Annotated in this window: 16 protein-coding genes; 11 read left to right on the top strand and 5 right to left on the bottom strand. The window is 67.1% G+C overall.

Annotation, left to right across the window (positions count from 1 at the left end; translation table 11 throughout):
* The first annotated feature begins 12 nt into the window (after positions 1–12).
* Entirely contained in the window at positions 13–1356 is a 1344-nt protein-coding gene (locus GGQ91_RS18400; RefSeq protein WP_043346633.1) for a dicarboxylate/amino acid:cation symporter, read from the top strand.
* Positions 1357–1480: 124 nt separating this feature from the next.
* Here the strand turns inward: GGQ91_RS18400 and GGQ91_RS18395 are convergent, their stop codons facing one another.
* Complete coding sequence (locus GGQ91_RS18395; protein WP_182592562.1) at positions 1481–2557, bottom strand: HD-GYP domain-containing protein; 1077 nt, start codon at positions 2555–2557, stop codon at positions 1481–1483.
* Positions 2558–2579: 22 nt separating this feature from the next.
* Positions 2580–3131, bottom strand: a complete 552-nt coding sequence (locus GGQ91_RS18390) for a protein phosphatase CheZ (protein WP_043346637.1) — start codon at positions 3129–3131, stop codon at positions 2580–2582.
* 449 nt (positions 3132–3580) lie between these two features.
* Here GGQ91_RS18390 and GGQ91_RS18385 point away from each other — a divergent pair, with 449 nt between their 5' ends.
* The 3 genes from GGQ91_RS18385 to GGQ91_RS18375 are packed head-to-tail and all read left to right on the top strand — an operon-like array spanning position 3581 to position 6128.
* Positions 3581–4183: a TadE/TadG family type IV pilus assembly protein gene (locus GGQ91_RS18385; protein ID WP_091955289.1), complete on the top strand. Its 603-nt coding sequence runs from the start codon at positions 3581–3583 to the stop codon at positions 4181–4183.
* Entirely contained in the window at positions 4183–4797 is a 615-nt protein-coding gene (locus GGQ91_RS18380) for a TadE/TadG family type IV pilus assembly protein (protein ID WP_043386279.1), read from the top strand. The genes GGQ91_RS18385 and GGQ91_RS18380 overlap by 1 nt, the downstream gene beginning before the upstream one ends.
* 38 nt (positions 4798–4835) lie before the next feature.
* Complete coding sequence (locus GGQ91_RS18375; RefSeq protein WP_051976201.1) at positions 4836–6128, top strand: TadE/TadG family type IV pilus assembly protein; 1293 nt, start codon at positions 4836–4838, stop codon at positions 6126–6128.
* A 60-nt stretch (positions 6129–6188) separates the two neighbouring features.
* On the opposite strand, the gene GGQ91_RS18370 is transcribed toward GGQ91_RS18375, so the two are convergent.
* A complete protein-coding gene (locus tag GGQ91_RS18370; protein ID WP_244447726.1) occupies positions 6189–6806 on the bottom strand; it encodes a helix-turn-helix domain-containing protein in 618 nt (205 codons plus the stop codon).
* Between the two features lie 144 nt (positions 6807–6950).
* Here GGQ91_RS18370 and GGQ91_RS18365 point away from each other — a divergent pair, with 144 nt between their 5' ends.
* From GGQ91_RS18365 to GGQ91_RS18350, 4 genes are read left to right on the top strand one after another with little or no spacing between them, the layout of a single operon-like run.
* Complete coding sequence (locus GGQ91_RS18365) at positions 6951–7724, top strand: ABC transporter substrate-binding protein (RefSeq protein WP_043386249.1); 774 nt, start codon at positions 6951–6953, stop codon at positions 7722–7724.
* A 5-nt stretch (positions 7725–7729) separates the two neighbouring features.
* Entirely contained in the window at positions 7730–8383 is a 654-nt protein-coding gene (locus tag GGQ91_RS18360) for an amino acid ABC transporter permease (protein WP_043346657.1), read from the top strand.
* Positions 8380–9111 (top strand): amino acid ABC transporter ATP-binding protein, encoded by a 732-nt coding sequence (locus GGQ91_RS18355; RefSeq protein WP_043755273.1) that lies wholly within the window; start codon positions 8380–8382, stop codon positions 9109–9111. Before GGQ91_RS18360 ends, GGQ91_RS18355 begins: the two co-directional genes overlap by 4 nt.
* Positions 9112–9120: 9 nt before the next feature.
* Positions 9121–10410: an FAD-dependent oxidoreductase gene (locus GGQ91_RS18350; RefSeq protein WP_182592561.1), complete on the top strand. Its 1290-nt coding sequence runs from the start codon at positions 9121–9123 to the stop codon at positions 10408–10410.
* A 164-nt stretch (positions 10411–10574) separates the two neighbouring features.
* Here the strand turns inward: GGQ91_RS18350 and GGQ91_RS18345 are convergent, their stop codons facing one another.
* Positions 10575–10895 (bottom strand): hypothetical protein, encoded by a 321-nt coding sequence (locus GGQ91_RS18345; protein WP_043386257.1) that lies wholly within the window; start codon positions 10893–10895, stop codon positions 10575–10577.
* Positions 10896–11609: 714 nt separating this feature from the next.
* Here GGQ91_RS18345 and GGQ91_RS18340 point away from each other — a divergent pair.
* The 3 genes from GGQ91_RS18340 to GGQ91_RS18330 all read left to right on the top strand — a co-directional run bounded on the left by GGQ91_RS18340 (position 11610) and on the right by GGQ91_RS18330 (position 15646).
* Positions 11610–13592, top strand: coding sequence for an acyl CoA:acetate/3-ketoacid CoA transferase (locus GGQ91_RS18340; RefSeq protein ID WP_043346651.1), 1983 nt, complete (start codon positions 11610–11612; stop codon positions 13590–13592).
* Between the two features lie 340 nt (positions 13593–13932).
* Positions 13933–14805: a triphosphoribosyl-dephospho-CoA synthase MdcB gene (mdcB, locus tag GGQ91_RS18335; protein ID WP_182592622.1), complete on the top strand. Its 873-nt coding sequence runs from the start codon at positions 13933–13935 to the stop codon at positions 14803–14805.
* A gap of 106 nt (positions 14806–14911) precedes the next feature.
* Entirely contained in the window at positions 14912–15646 is a 735-nt protein-coding gene (locus GGQ91_RS18330) for a DUF3750 domain-containing protein (protein WP_182592560.1), read from the top strand.
* Positions 15647–15706: 60 nt separating this feature from the next.
* Here GGQ91_RS18330 and mqo read toward each other — a convergent pair whose 3' ends face one another.
* Positions 15707–17437 (bottom strand): malate dehydrogenase (quinone), encoded by a 1731-nt coding sequence (gene mqo, locus GGQ91_RS18325; RefSeq protein ID WP_075381637.1) that lies wholly within the window; start codon positions 17435–17437, stop codon positions 15707–15709.
* Positions 17438–17760: the final 323 nt, after the last annotated feature.

Genomic DNA, 17760 nt, shown 5'->3' with positions numbered 1-17760 from the left:
GGAGAACGCCCCATGGCTGCCGTGCCGTCACCACTCACCGCCCCGCATCCGCCCGCCAAACCGAAGCCGCTGTACCGGACGCTGTACTTCCAGGTCCTGGTCGCCGTCGCGATCGGCATCCTGCTCGGCCACTTCTATCCGCAGCTCGGTGCCGAGATGAAGCCGCTCGGCGACGCCTTCATCAAGCTCGTCAAGATGATCATCGCCCCGGTCATCTTTCTCACCGTCGTCTCCGGCATCGCCGGCATGACCAACCTGGAGAAGGTCGGACGCGTCGGCGGCAAGGCGCTGATCTACTTCCTGACGTTCTCGACGCTGGCGTTGATCGTCGGCCTCATCGTCGCCAACGTGCTCCAGCCGGGCAACGGCCTGCACATCGACCCGAAGTCGCTCGATCCGAAGGCGATCGCCACCTACGCCGGCAAGGCGAAGGAGCAGAGCATCGTCGACTTCCTGATGAACATCATCCCCACGACGGCGGTCGGCGCCTTCGCGGGCGGCGAGATCTTGCAGGTGCTGTTCTTCTCGGTGCTGTTCGGCTTCGGCCTCGCCTTCCTGGGCGACCGCGGCAAGCCGGTCCTGGACATCATCAAGGTGCTGTCCGAGGCCATCTTCGGCGTCGTCAACATCATCATGAAGGTCGCCCCCGTGGGCGCCTTCGGCGCGATGGCCTTCACGATCGGCAAGTACGGCATCAGCTCGCTCGCCAACCTCGCCTATCTCGTCGGCGCGTTCTACCTGACCTCGACGATCTTCGTGCTGGTCGTGCTCGGGGCGGTGGCCCGCTACAACGGCTTCTCGATCATCCGGCTCATCCGCTACATCAAGGAGGAGCTGCTCCTCGTGCTCGGCACGTCCTCGTCCGAGTCGGCGCTTCCCTCGCTGCTGGAGAAGATGGAGCGGGCCGGCTGCTCCAAGCCGGTCGTCGGCCTCGTCGTGCCCACGGGCTACTCGTTCAACCTCGACGGCACCAACATCTACATGACGATGGCGGCCCTGTTCATCGCCCAGGCGACCGATACGCCCCTGAGCTTCGGCGAACAGGCCCTTCTGCTCCTTGTGGCCATGCTGTCCTCCAAGGGCGCGGCGGGCGTGACCGGCTCGGGCTTCATCACGCTGGCGGCGACGCTGGCGGTGGTGCCCTCCGTGCCGGTGGTCGGGATGGCGCTGATCCTGGGCGTGGACCGCTTCATGTCCGAGTGCCGGGCGCTCACGAACTTCATCGGCAACGCCGTGGCCTGCATCGTGGTGGCGCGCTGGGAGAACGAGGTCGACGAGGACAAGCTCGCGGCGGCCCTTGCCGGCCAAACCACCCGACCGGCCGGCCACACGCCGGCCCTGCAGGCCGCCGAGTGAGCCGCGGCCGTCGCGGGCCGCGGGTGCGGCTCGCGACGGCCACATCCTAGACAAGCGATATGCGATCAGCCCGCGCAGACCGGCGGGCGGCTGTCCCGGGACTCCAAGGGCCGATCCACGGCCGTCAGCCCTGCGCGAGGGCCTGGGGTGCGAAGGCGGCGACGACCGGCCGGAACGCGCCGACGATCGCAGGATCGAGCCGGCCGGCCATGCCCTCCAGAATCGCGTATGCCGCCTCGCTCGCCATGGGCGCCCTATAGGGCCTCTGCTCGATCAGGGCCGCGTGGATGTCGCAGACGGTGACGAGCCGGACGAGGTCGGGAATGTCGCGCCCCTTGAGCCGGTCCGGATAGCCCGAACCGTCGAGCATTTCGTGATGCGACCGGACCACCAGAAGCATCTGCTGCTCGAAGCCCTGCTCGGCGAGCATGCTGTATCCCTTTTCGGGATGCAGCCGCATCACGGCCATCTCGGTATCGTCGAGCCGGCCCGGCTTGTTGAGGATCGCGGCCGGGATGTGGATCTTGCCGACATCGTGCAGCAGGGCCGCTTTGGTGACCCGGTGACGCTCCTGCACGCCGAGGCCGAGACTTGTCGCGAAGGCGGCCGCCAGCCCGGCCACCAGCAGGCAGTGCTGGTGCGTGGCATCGTCGAATTGGCGCACCGCCCGGATCCAGTCGCGGATCCCCGTATCCCGGATCGCGACGTCGATGGCCTGGGTGCCGTTGTCGATGACAGCGGGTGTGATCGGCTGATCCGCCACGAAGACCGATGCGTAGAACCCGCGCACCTCTGCCGCCATCCGGACCGCGCAGGCGGGCACCGGCTCCTCGACATGCGCCGCGACGGGTGACGGCGGCCGCTGCGCGCCGAGCCGATCCCGCAGGTGATCGATGTCGATGGGGGCGCACAGCGTGTGCGTCGCACCGAGCGCGACGCCGACGAGCCGGGTGCGCGGGCTCTCGGTCGGCAAAAGGACGACCAGGGGGACCCCGTGCCGGATCTGCACCAGGAGGCGCCGCAGTCGCTCGACGGATGCCGTACCGAGATCGAGGACGTCGGTGACGATCGCGGTCGGTGTGCCGGTCGGCGCCGCCGCGGCGCGGAGGTCGTGGATCTCGCAAGACAGACCATCGGACAGGTCCCCCTGCAAGCCCAGGCTGCGTACGGGATCGTCCGTGATCAGAAGGATACGGCCCATCGGCACGCTCTCTGATCGCGGCCTACGGGAACATTGCGTCAACCGTGTCCTGCGAGACCGAGGCATCGCCGGGTAGCACGGGGCCATTCAGCAGGGCCGCTTCGCCGCTGCGTCTGTCGTGCGGCAGGTTGGGCCGTGCCGGGCCATCGCCGGACGCCGACCAGACGCGCAGCATCTCGCCGATCCGCTCCTCCACGAGAACGATCGTGCGCACGACCTTCGAGATCCGCTGCCCGGTCAGATCCTGGAAGTTGCACGCCTCGAAGATGGTTTGCATCTCGGCCTGAATGGCCTCCGCGTCGGCCCGGGTCGCAGGGTGTTCCGAACGCCTCACGATCCCGCGGGCCAGCCCATCGACGGTCTCCGACGCCGTCAGAATCGCGTTCGTGGCGTCTTCCGTGCCTTGTACGACGGCGTGGAGCTCGTCGCAGGCGCGACTGGTCTCCTGCTCCTGTCGAAGGTCTGCGATTTCCTGGCGCGTCCGCGCGATCGCGTCCGAGATCGACACGAGCTGGCTCCGCAGGAGCCCGACACCCTCTTCTATGGAAACGACGTCCGGTACAGCACGGGCCATGATCGACGATCACTATGCGCTTTAATTTAGGCGTCGAAACTATCGGCCATGTCTTAAGCTGGGCTTAATGCCGATTGTTTCCGTGTCTCGTCAGCGTATCGTACGATTGATGACTTCAAGATTTCATGATTTCGTACTTCGAGCCGGTCGATCGGTCAATTCGATGCCCATAGCCCCCTCCAGCCTGATGTTCGGAGGCGTGCAACGGTGGTCTGCTGGTCTGACAAGCGGCGGCCATCCAGGGCGCCGTCGCAAGACTCAAGGAATCTCTGCCAGTTCTTTCAACTTGAGGTGGATATGATGGTTAAATTTGCAATTTCATGTTAAGTGACAGCATTCCGAATGGATCGATTTTGAACAATGCTGCGCGAAAAAAAAGTAAGCTTTTGATGCTCTTTTAGCGGCGTGGTCCGGTCGAAGGCTGGGTATTGAGCACGGAAATCCGAACGGTGGTTCGCTGGCTTGATGGACGAGCGCAGGCGGCGCGCTTCGTGCGGGCGCGCGGGGGTGCGACTGCCGTGGAGTTCGCCCTCGTGGCCCTTCCGTTCTTCGCGCTGATCGGGGCCTGCCTGGAGAACGGGATCGTCTTCTGGGAGCAGGAGATCCTTCAGCAGGCAGTGTCCGATGCCGGCCGGCAGATCTATACGGGCTCCTTTCAGACCGCGAACACCGGCACCACCGATCCTGCGACCCTGATGAGCCGGTTCCGGACGGCGATCTGCACGCAGTCGAACGGCACCCCGCGGGTGACGATCTTCAACTGCGCCAATGTCCGGGTCAGCGTCACGCAGGCCAGCAGCTACGCGGCCGCCAACCCGGTCTCGCCCGTGGCGACCAATGCCAGCGGCGCCAGCGACTGGAACGCGAGCTTCCCCAGCTATTCCTGCGCGGGCGCCTCCGCGATCGTGATCGTGCAGGCGGCCGTGGACGTCCCGATCTTCTTCCCGCTGCTCGGTGCGGCGACGCCGAGCCTGCCCAACAGGCGTCGGGTGATTCAGGCGGCGACGGTCTTCAAGGTCGAACCGTACACAACCCAGTCCGTGTGCTCCTGATGCGCCGGATTCTGGAACGTCTCGCGCGCTACCGATGCGACGAGCGCGGGATCGCCGCGGTCGAGTTCGCGTTCGTGTTGCCCCTCCTCATCATCCTGTATTTTGCCACCGCGGAACTCACGCGCCTGGTCGACGCGAACCGCAAGCTGACGCTGTTCGCGCGCACGCTGAGTGATCTGTCGGGACGCGCGGACAATCCGAGTCCGACGGTCGAAGCCATGGCGACGATCGCGGGCGCCGCGACCGCGATCCTGCGTCCCCTCGATGCCTCGAATCTGCAGATCGTCGTCAACGCCATGGGTGTGGAGTCGGTCTCAGGCACGCTCTATGGCGGGGTCTGCTCCAGCTGGGCCCAGAACGCGACCAAGCGGCCGGCGCAGCAGCGCAACGGGACCAACGGGTTGCCCCAGACGCCGGCCGTCTATCAGTTCGACGGCGCCCGCTACATCCTCGGTGAAGTGACGATGACCTATACGCCGATCATCGGCAGCGCCCTCTACCGCTGGATCTTCGGCAACCGCGGCCTGACCTTCACGCGGCAGATCCCGTGGTCGGAGCGCACCGCGAGCGAGATCATCATGCCGGGCGGCGTGGCTTGCCCGATCTTCAACTAGCGCGACGGGGGCCCAACGTGTCCGCTGTTCCAGCCGGAATGAGCCGCCTCCTCACGCGCTGCGTCCGCACGTGTGCGCGCTCGCGATCCGGCCAGGTCGCGATCACCTTCGCCCTCGTGATGCTGCCGGTGCTGTTCGCCACGGGGGCGGCGGTGGATTACGGTCGACGCAACGCCGCCAAGGCACAGCTCGACGCGGCCCTCGACGGCGCCGTCCTGGCGGTGATCTCGCAGAAGACGAATTCGATCTCATCGACCAGCCTGCTGAACATGGAGACGCAGTTCCGAGCGGAGGCCGCAAAGGTTCCGGGCGTCACCGTGACCTCCTTCAACCCGGGAACACCCGTCAGCAACTCGGCCACACTCAGCTTGGCAGCGAGCTATACGGCCACGGTGAAGACGACGATCTCATCGTTGATGCAGGTGCCGGTCATGAACATCAACGGGAGCTCGTCCAGCACCCGCAACATGTTCCAATATATCAATTTCTACCTGTTGCTCGACAATTCGCCGTCGATGGGGCTGGCGGCGACCGACACCGATGTCGCCAACATGAAGATCGCAACTGGCGGCTGTGCCTTCGCGTGTCATCAGCACACCTACGACAATAAAGGTCGCATCACAGGGGATAGCCAGACCGACTTTTATCACGTGGCGCTGAAGAACAACATCAAGCTACGCATTCAGGTCCTGCGTGACGCCGTGTCGGCACTGGTCGATCAGGCGAACGCAAGCATGTCGCTGTCGCAGCAGTATCAAATGGAAATGTGGACGTTCAACGATTCCACGACGCAGACCCGGCTCCAGGCGATGACGCCGACCCTGAGCCAGATCAAGGCTGCGGCGCCGAACATCGACATCGCGTACGCGTATTACAACCAGTCGGACAACCAGACGGATTTCGAGCGCGCCATCGCGGTCATGAACACCACGATCCCGGCAAGCGGGACCGGCATCACGGCGTCCTCTCCGATCCGCTTTCTGTTCCTGGTCACCGACGGGGTCGAGGATACCGGTGGCAGCGTCACGAACCAGAGCGCCGGCTTTCAAATCCAGAGCGACCGCTTCATCGGCCCTTTCAGCCCATCGACATGCAATGCGCTGAAGAGCAAAAACGTGCGGATCGGCATCATCTATACGCAATACCTGCCGATCTACGACAACGACTTCTACAATCGGTACGTTAGACCCTATGAGGGCCAGATCGGGCCGGCGCTGCGGTCCTGCGCGTCGGACGGGCTGTACTTCCCCGTTGCGTCCGGGGGCGACATCACCGCCGCCATGCTCAAGCTGTTCTCCACCGCGGTGGCATCCGTCCGGATCAGCAACTGAACGGGTTCCGGTCACTCCGGGGGCCGGCATGGCCCTGCCTGTCGGTGGCCCTGCGTTCCGCTAAGGCGATCCGGCCGGCGTCGGTCCGAGGACATTGACCCACAGCACGATGGTTTGGCCATGCGGGTCGGGATTGCTGAACCGGTGTGGTCGCCGGCTCTCGAAGCGGAAGCTGTCGCCTTCCGCGAGTCGAAGGGTCCGCGCCTCGACGACCAGGGTCAGGCGCCCCTCCAGAACGAGGCCGGCCTCCTCGCCCTCGTGGCTGAACGGCTCGTCGCCGGTGCTCGCCCCCGGCCTCAGCACCATGTGGAAGAGGCTCATCCCGTGCGTGCCGCCGGGCGGGGTCAGCAACTGCTTGGTGATGCCGGCCCGCCAGAGCTGAAGTTCCGGCCGGTCCTTCCGGAACACCACGATCGGGTCCGGATCGGGCTCGTGCGGGCTGGGCTCGAAGAGGCCGCCGATACCGATCTGCAGCGTGTCCGCGAGGAGCGCCAGGACCCGGAGCGAGGGCGACGACAGACCCCGTTCGACCTGACTGATGAACCCGATCGAGAGACCGGTGCTGGATGCGATCGCCTCGAGGGAAAGCCCCCTGGCGCGCCGGAGGCCGCGCAGGCGCTGACCCACAGCCCGGTCGACCGGTTCCGGACCCGTTGCGTCGCCTTGGGGAATGCTCACCGTCGCACCAACCTGCCTCTCGCGTGTCTCTTCATGCACGTGAAAGTCCCTTGCGTCGATATTTGAAACGTGCGGTATTCTTCACGAGAATGAAATCGGGCGGCGGCTCTCGTCGCGCAATCCGGTCATGATGGGAGCGGCAGGATGAGAAGACGATTGGCCGGGCTGTGTCTGTCGTCGACGCTGCTCCTGGGAATCCTGGGGAGCGCGGTCGGCGCCCAATCCCTGAAGGTCGGTGCGACGCCGACAGGCCTGCCGTTCACCTTCCTGGATACCAAGACGAACACCATCCAGGGCGTGATGGTCGACCTCGTCAACGCGGTCGGCAAAGAGGCGGGCTTCACCGTGGCGGTCGAGCCGCTGCAATTTTCGACGCTGATCCCGGCGCTCACCGCCTCGAAGATCGACATCATCTCAGCGGCGATGTTCATCACGCCGCAGCGCAAGGAAGTCGTGGCGTTCTCGGCGCCGGTCTACAGCTACGGTGAGGGGCTGATCGTCCCGAAGGCCGACACGAAGGATTACATGTCCTTCGCTGACCTGAAGGGCGAGACCGTGGGCGCCCAGGTCGGCACCGCCTTCGTCGAGCCGCTGAAAAAATCCGGCCTGTTCGGCGAGGTGAAGATCTACGATACAATCCCCGACATCATTCGGGACGTGAACTCCGGACGGCTGAAGGCCGGCTTCGCCGATGCGCCGATCCTGGCCTACTACGTGAAGCAGGGAGCGTTCCCCGGCGTCCGCCTGGTCGAGACCTTCAAGCCGACCGTGGTGGCCTCGGTGGGCCTCAGCGTGCGCAAGACCGACGCGGACTTGCTGGCCAAGATCGACAAGGCGCTCGCCAAGCTGAAGGCCGACGGGACGCTCCAGGCGATTCTCACCAAATGGGGCCTGCCGCCATCGGCCGACCGGTCCTGAGCTCCATGCGCGAGTTCCTCGCCGATGCTCAGGAATACCTGCCGATCCTGCTGCAGGGCGTGCAACTGACCGTCCTGATCACCCTCGCCTCCCTGGTGGTCTCGACGCTCCTCGGCTTGGTCTGGGCGGTGATGCGCGTCTCCGGCATCGCCGTGCTGGCGGGCTTCAGCGCGGTGATGATCAACATCCTGCGCGGCATCCCGATCATCGTGCAGCTGTTCTACATCTACTTCGTCATGCCCGATTTCGGCCTGTCGCTGACCGCGGTGCAGGCGGCGATCATCGGGCTCGGCATCGCCTATTCGGCCTACCAGGCGGAGAATTTCCGCGCCGGCATCGAGGCGGTGGATCGCGGCCAGGTCGAGGCGGCGCTGTCGATCGGCATGGGCTGGGGCATGACGATGCGGCGGGTGATCCTGCCGCAAGCGATCCGGATCGCACTGCCGCCCTACGGCAACATCATGATCATGATGCTCAAGGATTCGTCCCAGGCCTCCACCATCACGGTGGCGGAATTGGCACTCCAGGGGAAGCTGATCGCGTCGTCGACCTTCAAGAATACCAGCGTCTACACGATGGTGGCGCTGATGTACCTCGCGCTCAGCCTGCCGCTCATCCTTCTGGTCCGGCATCTCGAGGCCAAGGGGCGGCATCGATGATCGTGCTGAAGGACGTGCGGAAGCACTACGGCACCCTGGAGGTGATCAAGGGCGTCTCGGCCGAAGTCACCACGGGCGAGGTGGTGTGCATCATCGGACCCTCGGGGTCCGGCAAGTCGACCCTGTTGCGCTGCATCAACGGCCTGGAAGCCTATGACGGCGGCGAGATCCGCGTCGACGGTCAGCGGGTCGACCGGGACAAGCGCAGCATCAAGGCGATCCGGACCCGGGTCTCCATGGTCTTCCAGAGATTCAACCTGTTCGCCAACCGGACCGCCCTCGAGAACGTCGTCGAGGGGCCGATCCACGTCAAGGGCGAACCCCGTGCGGAGGCCGAGGAGCGCGCCCGGGCGCTCCTCGCGCGGGTCGGTCTCTCCGGCAAGGAGCACGCCCGGCCGGACGAACTCTCCGGCGGCCAGCAGCAGCGCGTCGCCATCGCCCGGGCGCTCGCCATGCGCCCGGAGGCGATCCTGTTCGACGAGCCGACTTCGGCCCTCGATCCCGAACTCGTCGGCGACGTGCTGCGGGTGATGCGCGGGCTCGCCGACGAGGGCATGACGATGATCGTCGTGACCCACGAGATCGGCTTCGCCCGGGAGGTCGCCGACCGGGTGCTGTTCCTCGATGGCGGCCGGCTCGTCGAGCAGGGACCCGCCGCCGAGATCCTGAACCGTCCGCAGAACCCGCGCACGCAGGATTTCCTGCAGCGTGTGCTGCACCCGCTTTAGGACAAGGCCGTGGCCGAACCGTTCCCCCTCGCCCCCTCGCTCTGGGCCACTACGGCGGCGCCCGCGCCGGACACACCGCCGCTCGCCGAATCCGGCACGGCCGACGTGGTGATCGTCGGCGGCGGATTCTGCGGCCTGTCCACCGCCCTGCACTTGGCCGAGCGCGGCATCCGCCCGGTGGTTCTGGAGGCGCGGGAGGTCGGCTATGGCGGGTCCGGTCGCAACGGCGGCCAAGTGATCCCGGGCCTGAAATACGATCCCGCGGATCTCGTCGCCCGGTTCGGCCGAGAGCGCGGCGAGCGGCTCGCACGCTTCGCCGGCGGAACCGCCGACGTGGTGTTCGACCTGATTGCCCGGCACGGGATGGACGTGCCGCACCGGCGTGCCGGCTGGATTCAGGGTGCCCATACCGAGACGGGGCTCGCCGAAGTCGAGCGACGGGCGGCGCAATGGGCCGATCTCGGCGCGCCGACCCGCGTCCTCGACAAGGCCGAGGCCGAACAGCTCCTCGGGACCGGTCGCTATCGCGGCGGCTGGCTCGACGGACGCGGTGGCGCGATCCAGCCCTTGAGTTATGCCCGCGGCCTCGCCCGGGCGGCCCTGAAGGCCGGAGCGTCGATCCACGGCGCATCGCCGGTGACCTCTCTCGAACGGACGGGGTCGGGCTGGACGGTCACGACGGCCCAGGGGGCCCGGCTGAATGCCGAACGGGTCGTTCTGTGCACCAACGGCTACACGGGCGGCCTCTGGCCGGACCTCGCGCGGACCGTGATCGCGGCGAACTCCTTCCAGGTCGCCACGGTGCCGCTCTCCGACAACCTGCGGCGCTCGATCTTGCCCGAAGGCCATGTCTCGTCGGACACGCGCAAGCTCCTGCTCTACTTCCGGCTGGACCATACCGGTCGCCTGCTGATGGGCGGCCGCGGTCCGTTCCGGGAGCCGCGGAGTCCTGCCGACTGGGCCCATCTCGAACGGATCGTCGGCAAGCTGTTCCCGCAGCTCGACGGGACCGCCTTCGACCACCGCTGGTGCGGCCGCGTCGCGATCACCCGGGACTACCTGCCCCATCTCCACGAGCCGGCACCCGGCCTCCTCATCGATATCGGCTGCCAGGGCCGGGGCGTCGGCCTCCAGTCGGCGATGGGGCGTGCGATGGCCGCCTACATCGCCACCGGCGATGCCGACAACCTGCCGCTCCCGCTCACTCCGATCGCGCCGCTGCCGCTTCACGCCCTCCACAGACTGTACGTGTCGGCGATCATCGCCTGGTATCGCCTGAGCGATGGCGGCATCCGCTGAGGCGGCAAGGCTCGGCGTCTCGACGATCCAGCGAGACCCCCGCGGGCGGAGGTGCCAGGATCCTGACCGACAGGTCGGGAAGCGGACGCTATCGGCTTCTCGGGGCAATCGCGACCCTGCCATCGAGCCGCATCGGAACAGGCCTGCCGCGCCGGTGGAGCGGCTTACTGAAACCGCCGCATCTCCGGTGAAAGGGAGCGTCCGGCCTCGAGCAGGGCCCGAACCTTGCGGGTTGCATGCAGCAGGATATCCGGTCGGGCATCCTCGTAGGACGTCTCGTCGACGAAACTCTGCAGCGCCTCCGTGATCCGATCCTCGATCTCGTCCATCAGGGCGAGGCCTTCTGGACCTTCCCTCCGGAGATGTGCGTCCGCGAGGGTCAGATAGGCCGCGCTCGCCAGCAGGAAGGCGATCCCGTTCGCCTCCCGGGCCGCGTCTGAACTCGCGTCGCCGCCGTCCGTACCGTCTGCGACGTCGTCGTCCATCGGCCTATGCACTCCTCATCCGTCAGGCCCGCTGTGCCGCCTGCGCGGCGCCGCGCAAAGTAGGGAAAAAGGGGTCGGTCCCGTCACCATTCGGGCAACGTCGGCGGTGGGTGTGGCTTGCGCGCTTGTGCCCGTGGCTCAGCCGCTGGGATCGGTCCGATCCTGCGCGGCCCGCCGTTCGCGCATCCTGCAGAGCGCCCGCCGCCAGGCGGCCACGACGGCCTCGCGTGCGCCGGCCTCGGCGCCCCTGGTCGGATCGGCCGGCCGGCCCCTGCCCTCGCGCTGGCTGTTTCGGTCTCTCGGATCTCGATTCATGATCGCCTCCCTGCGTGACAGAGAGAGACGCCGAATCCAGGGACTCCGCGGTGAGGCCGCGCACGCGAACCGCGGAAACCGCGTGCGGGGGAGCACATGCGGTCACGCTCGAGCCGATCCTCGTCTGCGGCGCTGACACCGCGCAATTTTTCTGATCGTGGACCGAAGAGTTTTTCAGCAGCGCCGGTCTGCATTTTAGGAGTACTGTCACGCGGCCGGCATGGGCCCTCGTGCAATGCCGCAAATATTGATGCGGTGCAATAACGATCGTATTCAAAACTCAGCTGACTCCCGGGGCCGATATGTCCCGGAACCACGGGGGCGGCGTATGGCAGAATCGGAGGGGACGGGCATCACGGCCGGCCGCACCTCCGAAGGCCGGGGAGGATCACGGGCTCCATGAGGAAGAACAAGGTCATCTCGGCGGAAGAGGCGATCGCGCTGATCCGCGAGAACGACGTCGTGACGACAACGGGGTTCGTCCAGAGCTGCATCCCGGAGGCCCTGCACGCCGCCCTCGAGAAGCGGTTCGTCGACACCGGATCGCCCCGTGGGCTCACCCTGATCATGACGGCGGGCGCCGGTGACAGCAAAGGGCTCGGCACGGGCCGCCTGCACCATGACGGCCTCCTCTCGCGGGTCATCGCCGCCAATTTCGGCCGCATGCCGAAGGTCGCGAAGGCCGCGCAGGACAACCTGATCCGCGGCTACAACCTGCCTCAGGGCGTCATCTCACAGCTGTACCGGGCCTGCGCCGCAGGCCAGCCGGGCCTGTTCTCGAAGGTCGGCCTGAAGACCTACGTCGATCCGCGTCATGGCGGCGCCAAGGTCAACGAGCTGACCACCGAGGATATCGTCAAGCTCGTCGAGGTCGATGGTGAGGAGTGGCTGTTCTACACGGCGACCAAGATCGACGTGGCGTTCATCCGCGCGACATCGGCCGACCCGTCCGGCAACCTCTCCTACGAGAAGGAGGCGCTGACCCTGGACTGCCTCGCGCAGGCCATGGCGGCCCGCAACAACGGCGGCATCGTCATCGCCCAGGTCGAGCGCATCGTCGACGACGGATATCTTCTGCCGAAGGATGTGCGCGTCCCCGGTATCCTCGTCGACTGCGTGGTGGTCGCCGAGCCCGAGATGCACCGCATGAATTACGGCGTCATGCACGACGCCGCGCTCGCGGGCGAGATCCGCGTTCCGGTGGCGGGCATCAAGCGGATGCCGCTCAACGAGCGCAAGATCATCGCCCGGCGCGCCGCCTTCGAGCTGCCGCCGAACGGCGTCGTCAATCTCGGCGTCGGTGCGCCGGAGGGCATCTCGTCGGTCGCCAACGAGGAGAAGATCACGCCCTACATCACTCTTACCACCGAGGCGGGCGCGGTCGGCGGGGTGCTGGCCTCCGGTTCGAGCTTCGGTGCGGCGACCAATGCCGACTGCATCATCGACCAGAATCAGATGTTCGACTTCTACGACGGCGGCGGGCTAGACATGACCTGCCTGGGCATGGCCGAGTGCGATGCCGCCGGCAACGTCAACACGTCCAAGTTCGGCGGCAAGCTGAATGGCTGCGGCGGCTTCATCAACATCTCGCAGAACGCCCGCACCGTGGTCTTTGCCGGCACGTTCACGGCCGGCGGCCTCGAGATCGCGGTGAACGACGGTCAGGTGCGCATCGTCAGCGAGGGCAAGGCGCGCAAATTCGTCACGCAGGTGCAGCAGAACACCTTCTCGGGTCCCTACGCGGTGGAGCGGTCGCAACCGGTCCTCTACGTGACCGAGCGCTGCGTGTTCCAGTTGACATCGGACGGTCTTGAACTGATCGAAGTCGCACCCGGCATCGATATCGAGCGGGATATCATCGCCCACATGGATTTCGCCCCCGTGGTGCGCAATCCCGTGCCGATGGATCCGCGCATCTTCCGCGACGAGCCGATGGAGCTGATCTCGGATCTGCTCAACCTCGATCTCAAGTCGCGTGTCAGCTACGATGGCGAGCGCAACATTCTCTTCATCAACTTGGAAGGCTGGTACTGCCGGGTGAAGGGCGACATGGACGAGCTGCGCATGACCATCGTCGAGGCCTGCCGCAAGGCCGGCCAGCGGGTCAACGCCGTAATCAACCACGACGGCTTCCGGCTCAACGAGAACCTTGTCGATGATTACGCCGGCATGGTCCAGTATCTGCAGGCGAACTACTACGCCACCACGACCCGGTACGCGACGAGTGCGTTCCTGCGCCTGAAGATGGAGGAGGCCCTGAACAACCGCGGGGTCGCACCACACGTCTTCGAGCGCAAGGAGGAGGCGCAGGCCTTCGTCAGCAGCACCGAGGACAAGAAGGCCCGGAAGCGGATCTCTCCGGCGGTCGCCTCGGCGGCCTGAGGAGAGTGCCGGCCGCAGGCGGCCGGCAGTTCGGGGCATTTGCCGCGCCGTCCCGGACGGGTCGGCGTGGCGGACCGTCCGGGGCCGGCATTCGGCGCGTCGTCGGTGGCTCTCGTGGGAGGGCCAAGCCCCGGCTCCCCGCGGTTATCGACAGATCACGCCTCCGCCGAGCCCCACCCGCCATCCGCGGCGATAGTGTTTCCGAAGGATCTCCAGGCCGGAGACGCCCAAGCAGACTGGGTCTGTTACCGACGCATGCACGCGCCGTTTCTTCCCGTATAGGTTGGGCCGGCCCAGTTCCGTCCGGCCATGTCGGCGCACGCCTCGGGGAGGTCCGCTCCTGCACGCTCATCAGAACCTCGCTGCCGCGACGTCCGATGCCAAACGCGCCCAGCCCCCCTGGGCCGAGCGCGTCGCCGACCTCGCCCATGCGGCTCTGATCGAGGAACTGGAGACCTGGCCGAAGCCCGGCCTCGTCAGCCCGGTGGATTCCGGCAGCCACGACGACATGGATGCCGACACCCTCCACCGGAGCGCCGTGGCGATCCGGCCGTTCTTCGCCGATCTGGTCTCGGCGGGCAGCCGAGGGGCGGAGATGGCGGAACTCCGCGGGATCGGGCTGCGGGCCGAGGCCGCGATGATGCGGGCCACCGGCGGCGTCAACGCGCATCGCGGCGCCATCTTCTCCCTCGGTCTGATCTGCGCGGCGGCTGGCACGCCGGACACGGGGCGCGGCTCCGCCGAAGCGCGGGCCGAACGCGTCGGGCATCTGTGGGGAGCGGCGATCGCCGGGGCCCCTGTCTCACCGGTGAGCCATGGCGGACGGGCGGTGCGCCGCTTCGGAGTTGGCGGTGCCAGCGCCGAGGCGGCGGCCGGCTTCCCGACGATCCGAACGGTCGGCCTGCCGGCGCTGCGCGCAGGGCGCGCCTGCCGGCCGGGCGAGCCAGAGGCGGCGCGCGTGCACTGCTTCTTCGCGCTGCTGGCGGTGGTCGACGATACCAATCTTCTCCATCGCGGGGGACCCGACGGCCTCGGATGGGCGCAGGCGGCGGCGGCGGACTTTCTCGCGGACGGCGGAATCGCGGCGCCGGGCTGGCGGGACCGGGCGGCCGCGATCCACCGCGCCTTCGTGGCGACGCGCCTCAGCCCGGGTGGCTGCGCGGATCTCCTCGCCGCGACGCTTCTGCTCGACGCGCTCGCCGCCGCTGGTTGAGAGCGACGGTGCGAACCGATCCGCGCGGCCGCGTTCCACTGGCGGCATACGTCGGGGCACGCGCAGCCTTCATCCGGCCGGCCCATCACCCGGAGCTCCCTCGTTCGTGACCTGCTTCAGGATCGTCCTCCTCGCGCTCGCCGTGCTCTTCGTCCTGCCCGTGGCGGCATCGGCCGTGCTCTACGCGACGCGGGCGAATTGCGACTGGCGTCTCGCGGATCGGTCCAGCGTCGGTCTGCTGCCACGCGCGGATGCGCATCCCGGCGCCGTGCTGCGCATCTTCTCGGCGCGGACCGTGAGCTGGCGCGGCATCGTGGCCACGCATAGCTGGATCGTCATCAAGGACCGCGACGCCCCCGCCTTCAGCCGGTTCGACTACACGGCCTGGGGCCAGCCGATCTGGGTCGACCGGTTCGTGCCGGACGGGCGCTGGTTCGGAAATCCGCCGTCGGTCGTGTTCGCGGCGGACGGGCCGGAGGCGGAGGCGATGCTCCCGCGGATCCGCAGGGCTGTGGCCGAGTACCGCTACAGCCGGCCCGGCGACTATGTCGTCTGGCCCGGGCCCAACTCGAACACCTTCGTGGCCGCCGTGATGGCAGCGGTGCCGGAGATCCGCGCCAGCCTGCCGACGACGGCGATCGGCAAGGATTTCCCCTACGACGGGCGCTGGGCCGGCCTGACGCCCTCCCGGACCGGAATCCGCGTCAATCTCGGCGGCTATGCCGGAGTGACCCTCGGCTGGGTCGAGGGATTCGAGCTGAACCTGCTCGGAGGCGTCGCGGGGATCGACCTGCGGCGACCCGGGATCAAGCTGCCGGCGGTGGGCCGGCTCGGCCTCTGAGCGGCGGATCCGGCCACCACCCTGGCAGGCGTGCGCGCAGTCGCGCACGCCGAACCGGTCCTACGGCGCGAGGTCGTGGACCGGCTCCTTCACCGGCGTGGCACTGCTGTTGAGCACGGTGCTGCCGGTCGGGACCGGTTTCAGCACGGCCCGGTCGATCTGCGGCGGCGTCGGCAGCTGGAGCTGTGCGCTGGTCTCGGCCCATTCCTGGGCGACGCGCTCGGGATCGTCGTTGAGCCTCGTGCCGTAGCTGGGGACAATCGCCCGGATCTTGGCCTGCCATTCCGGCGTGGCGACCTTCTGGGCGAACACCTTCTCCAGCACCTGCAGCATGATCGGCGCCGCCGTCGAGGCCCCGGGCGAGGCCCCGAGCAGGGCCGCGATGCTGCCGTCCTTGGCGTTGACGATCTCCGTTCCGAGCTTCAGGACGCCGCCCTTGTTCGCGTCGCGCTTGATGATCTGGACGCGCTGGCCCGCCTGCCAGAGACGCCACTCCGCCTTTTTGGCGTTCGGGAAGTACGCGCGGAGCGCCGCGATCCGGTCGTCGTCCGACAGCATGAGCTGTCCGGCGAGGTACTCGACCAGCGGGAATTCGTCGACGCCGACCTTCATCATCGGCCAGATATTGCTGGTGGTGGTGGAGCTGAGGAGATCGAAATAGGAGCCTTCCTTCAGGAACTTGGTCGAGAAGGTCGCGAAGGGCCCGAACAGGATCACGCGCTTGCCGCCGAGCATGCGGGTGTCGAGATGGGGCACCGACATGGGCGGCGAGCCCACGGACGCCTTGCCGTAAGCCTTGGCGAGGTGGAGCGTGGCGACGTCGGGATTGTCGTTGATCAGGAACGAGCCGCCCACGGGGAAGCCGGCGTAATCGTCACCCTCCGGAATGCCGGATTTCTGCAGGAGGTGCAGGGCGCCGCCGCCTGCGCCGATGAAGACGAACTTGGCGTCGACCGTCCGGCGCGTGCCGTCCTTGAGGTTCTTCGCGGTCACACGCCACGAGCCGTCGGCATTCTTCGCGATGGTCTCGACTTCGGTCGACAGCCGGAGCTTGAAGCTCGGCTGCTTCTGCAGATGGGCGACGTATTGACGGGTCACCTCACCCCACTCGCAGTCGGTGCCCAGCGGCGACCACGTCGCGGCGACCTTCTGCTTCGGATCGCGCCCCTCCATCATCAGGGGCACCCATTTGCGGAGCTGCTCCGGATCCTCCGAATACGCCATGCCGGCGAAGAGCGGGCTCGCCTTGAGAGCCTCCCAGCGCTTTTTCAGATACGCGATGTTGTCGTCGCCCCAGACGAAGCTCATGTGCGGCGTATAGTTGATGAAGGTGTGCGGATCCTTCATCACGCCGGTCCTGACCTGATGCGCCAGGAACTGACGGGTGACCTGGAAAGCTTCGTTGATCTCGACCGCCTTGGCGATCTCGATCTGTCCCGTCTTGTTCTCGGGCGTATAGTTCAACTCCGCCAGGGCCGAGTGTCCGGTGCCGGCATTGTTCCAGCCGTTGGAGCTCTCCAGGGCGACCTGATCGAGCCGCTCGACCATCTGGATCGACCAATCCGGCTCCAATGCATTCAACCAGATGCCGAGGGTCGCGCTCATGATCCCGCCGCCGATCAGCAGCACGTCGACGGTGCCGTCGGCACCGTCGGCCAGGACCGGCGAGCCCGGCAGCGCGGCCACGGCCAGGCCCGTCGCGGCCGTTCCAAGGATCTGACGCCGGCTGAGAGGCAGCGCGGCCGAGGCACGGCGGTTACGCAGGTCGTGAGTCTCGTCGTCGCCACGCATGGGCAGATCCCGCTTTTTGCGTACCGGACAGGCCCGATCGGCCGATCCGCGTACGGAAGACACTCGATACGACGAGCGAGAGCCCCGCTCGTCAGGCCTTCCGGATCGTTTCCCCGTTGCCGTGGCGGCGTGGCGGCGGTCTCGATCGACCCGACACGACGGTCCGGCGCGTGTCCGCAGCGGTGCGAAGTTCCGATGCCCGCGCAGATCGCGAGGCGACGGAACGTACCGATGCGACGCGCGTGTCTCCTGCCACTCGGACGCTCGATCCGGCCGGAGCCGTAATCTTCGGTCCAAGACCTCGAACGCGCACAGGCGCGATC

This window comes from Methylobacterium fujisawaense (assembly GCF_014138435.1).
GTDB classification, from domain to species: domain Bacteria; phylum Pseudomonadota; class Alphaproteobacteria; order Rhizobiales; family Beijerinckiaceae; genus Methylobacterium; species Methylobacterium fujisawaense.
The sequence above is the reverse complement of the archived record's forward strand: the minus strand, read 5'-3'. Positions and strand labels throughout refer to the sequence as shown.

What these genes read in the sequence shown, in the direction of transcription:
- GGQ91_RS18340 (WP_043346651.1), top strand. Translation starts at nt 11,610, where the DNA reads ATGAGGAAGAACAAGGTCATCTCGGCGGAAGAGGCGATCGCGCTGATC.
- GGQ91_RS18360 (WP_043346657.1), top strand. Translation starts at nt 7,730, where the DNA reads ATGCGCGAGTTCCTCGCCGATGCTCAGGAATACCTGCCGATCCTGCTG.
- GGQ91_RS18375 (WP_051976201.1), top strand. Translation starts at nt 4,836, where the DNA reads ATGAGCCGCCTCCTCACGCGCTGCGTCCGCACGTGTGCGCGCTCGCGA.
- GGQ91_RS18345 (WP_043386257.1), bottom strand. Translation starts at nt 10,895, where the DNA reads ATGGACGACGACGTCGCAGACGGTACGGACGGCGGCGACGCGAGTTCA.
- GGQ91_RS18365 (WP_043386249.1), top strand. Translation starts at nt 6,951, where the DNA reads ATGAGAAGACGATTGGCCGGGCTGTGTCTGTCGTCGACGCTGCTCCTG.
- GGQ91_RS18400 (WP_043346633.1), top strand. Translation starts at nt 13, where the DNA reads ATGGCTGCCGTGCCGTCACCACTCACCGCCCCGCATCCGCCCGCCAAA.
- GGQ91_RS18380 (WP_043386279.1), top strand. Translation starts at nt 4,183, where the DNA reads ATGCGCCGGATTCTGGAACGTCTCGCGCGCTACCGATGCGACGAGCGC.
- GGQ91_RS18390 (WP_043346637.1), bottom strand. Translation starts at nt 3,131, where the DNA reads ATGGCCCGTGCTGTACCGGACGTCGTTTCCATAGAAGAGGGTGTCGGG.
- GGQ91_RS18355 (WP_043755273.1), top strand. Translation starts at nt 8,380, where the DNA reads ATGATCGTGCTGAAGGACGTGCGGAAGCACTACGGCACCCTGGAGGTG.
- mqo (WP_075381637.1), bottom strand. Translation starts at nt 17,437, where the DNA reads ATGCGTGGCGACGACGAGACTCACGACCTGCGTAACCGCCGTGCCTCG.
- GGQ91_RS18395 (WP_182592562.1), bottom strand. Translation starts at nt 2,557, where the DNA reads ATGGGCCGTATCCTTCTGATCACGGACGATCCCGTACGCAGCCTGGGC.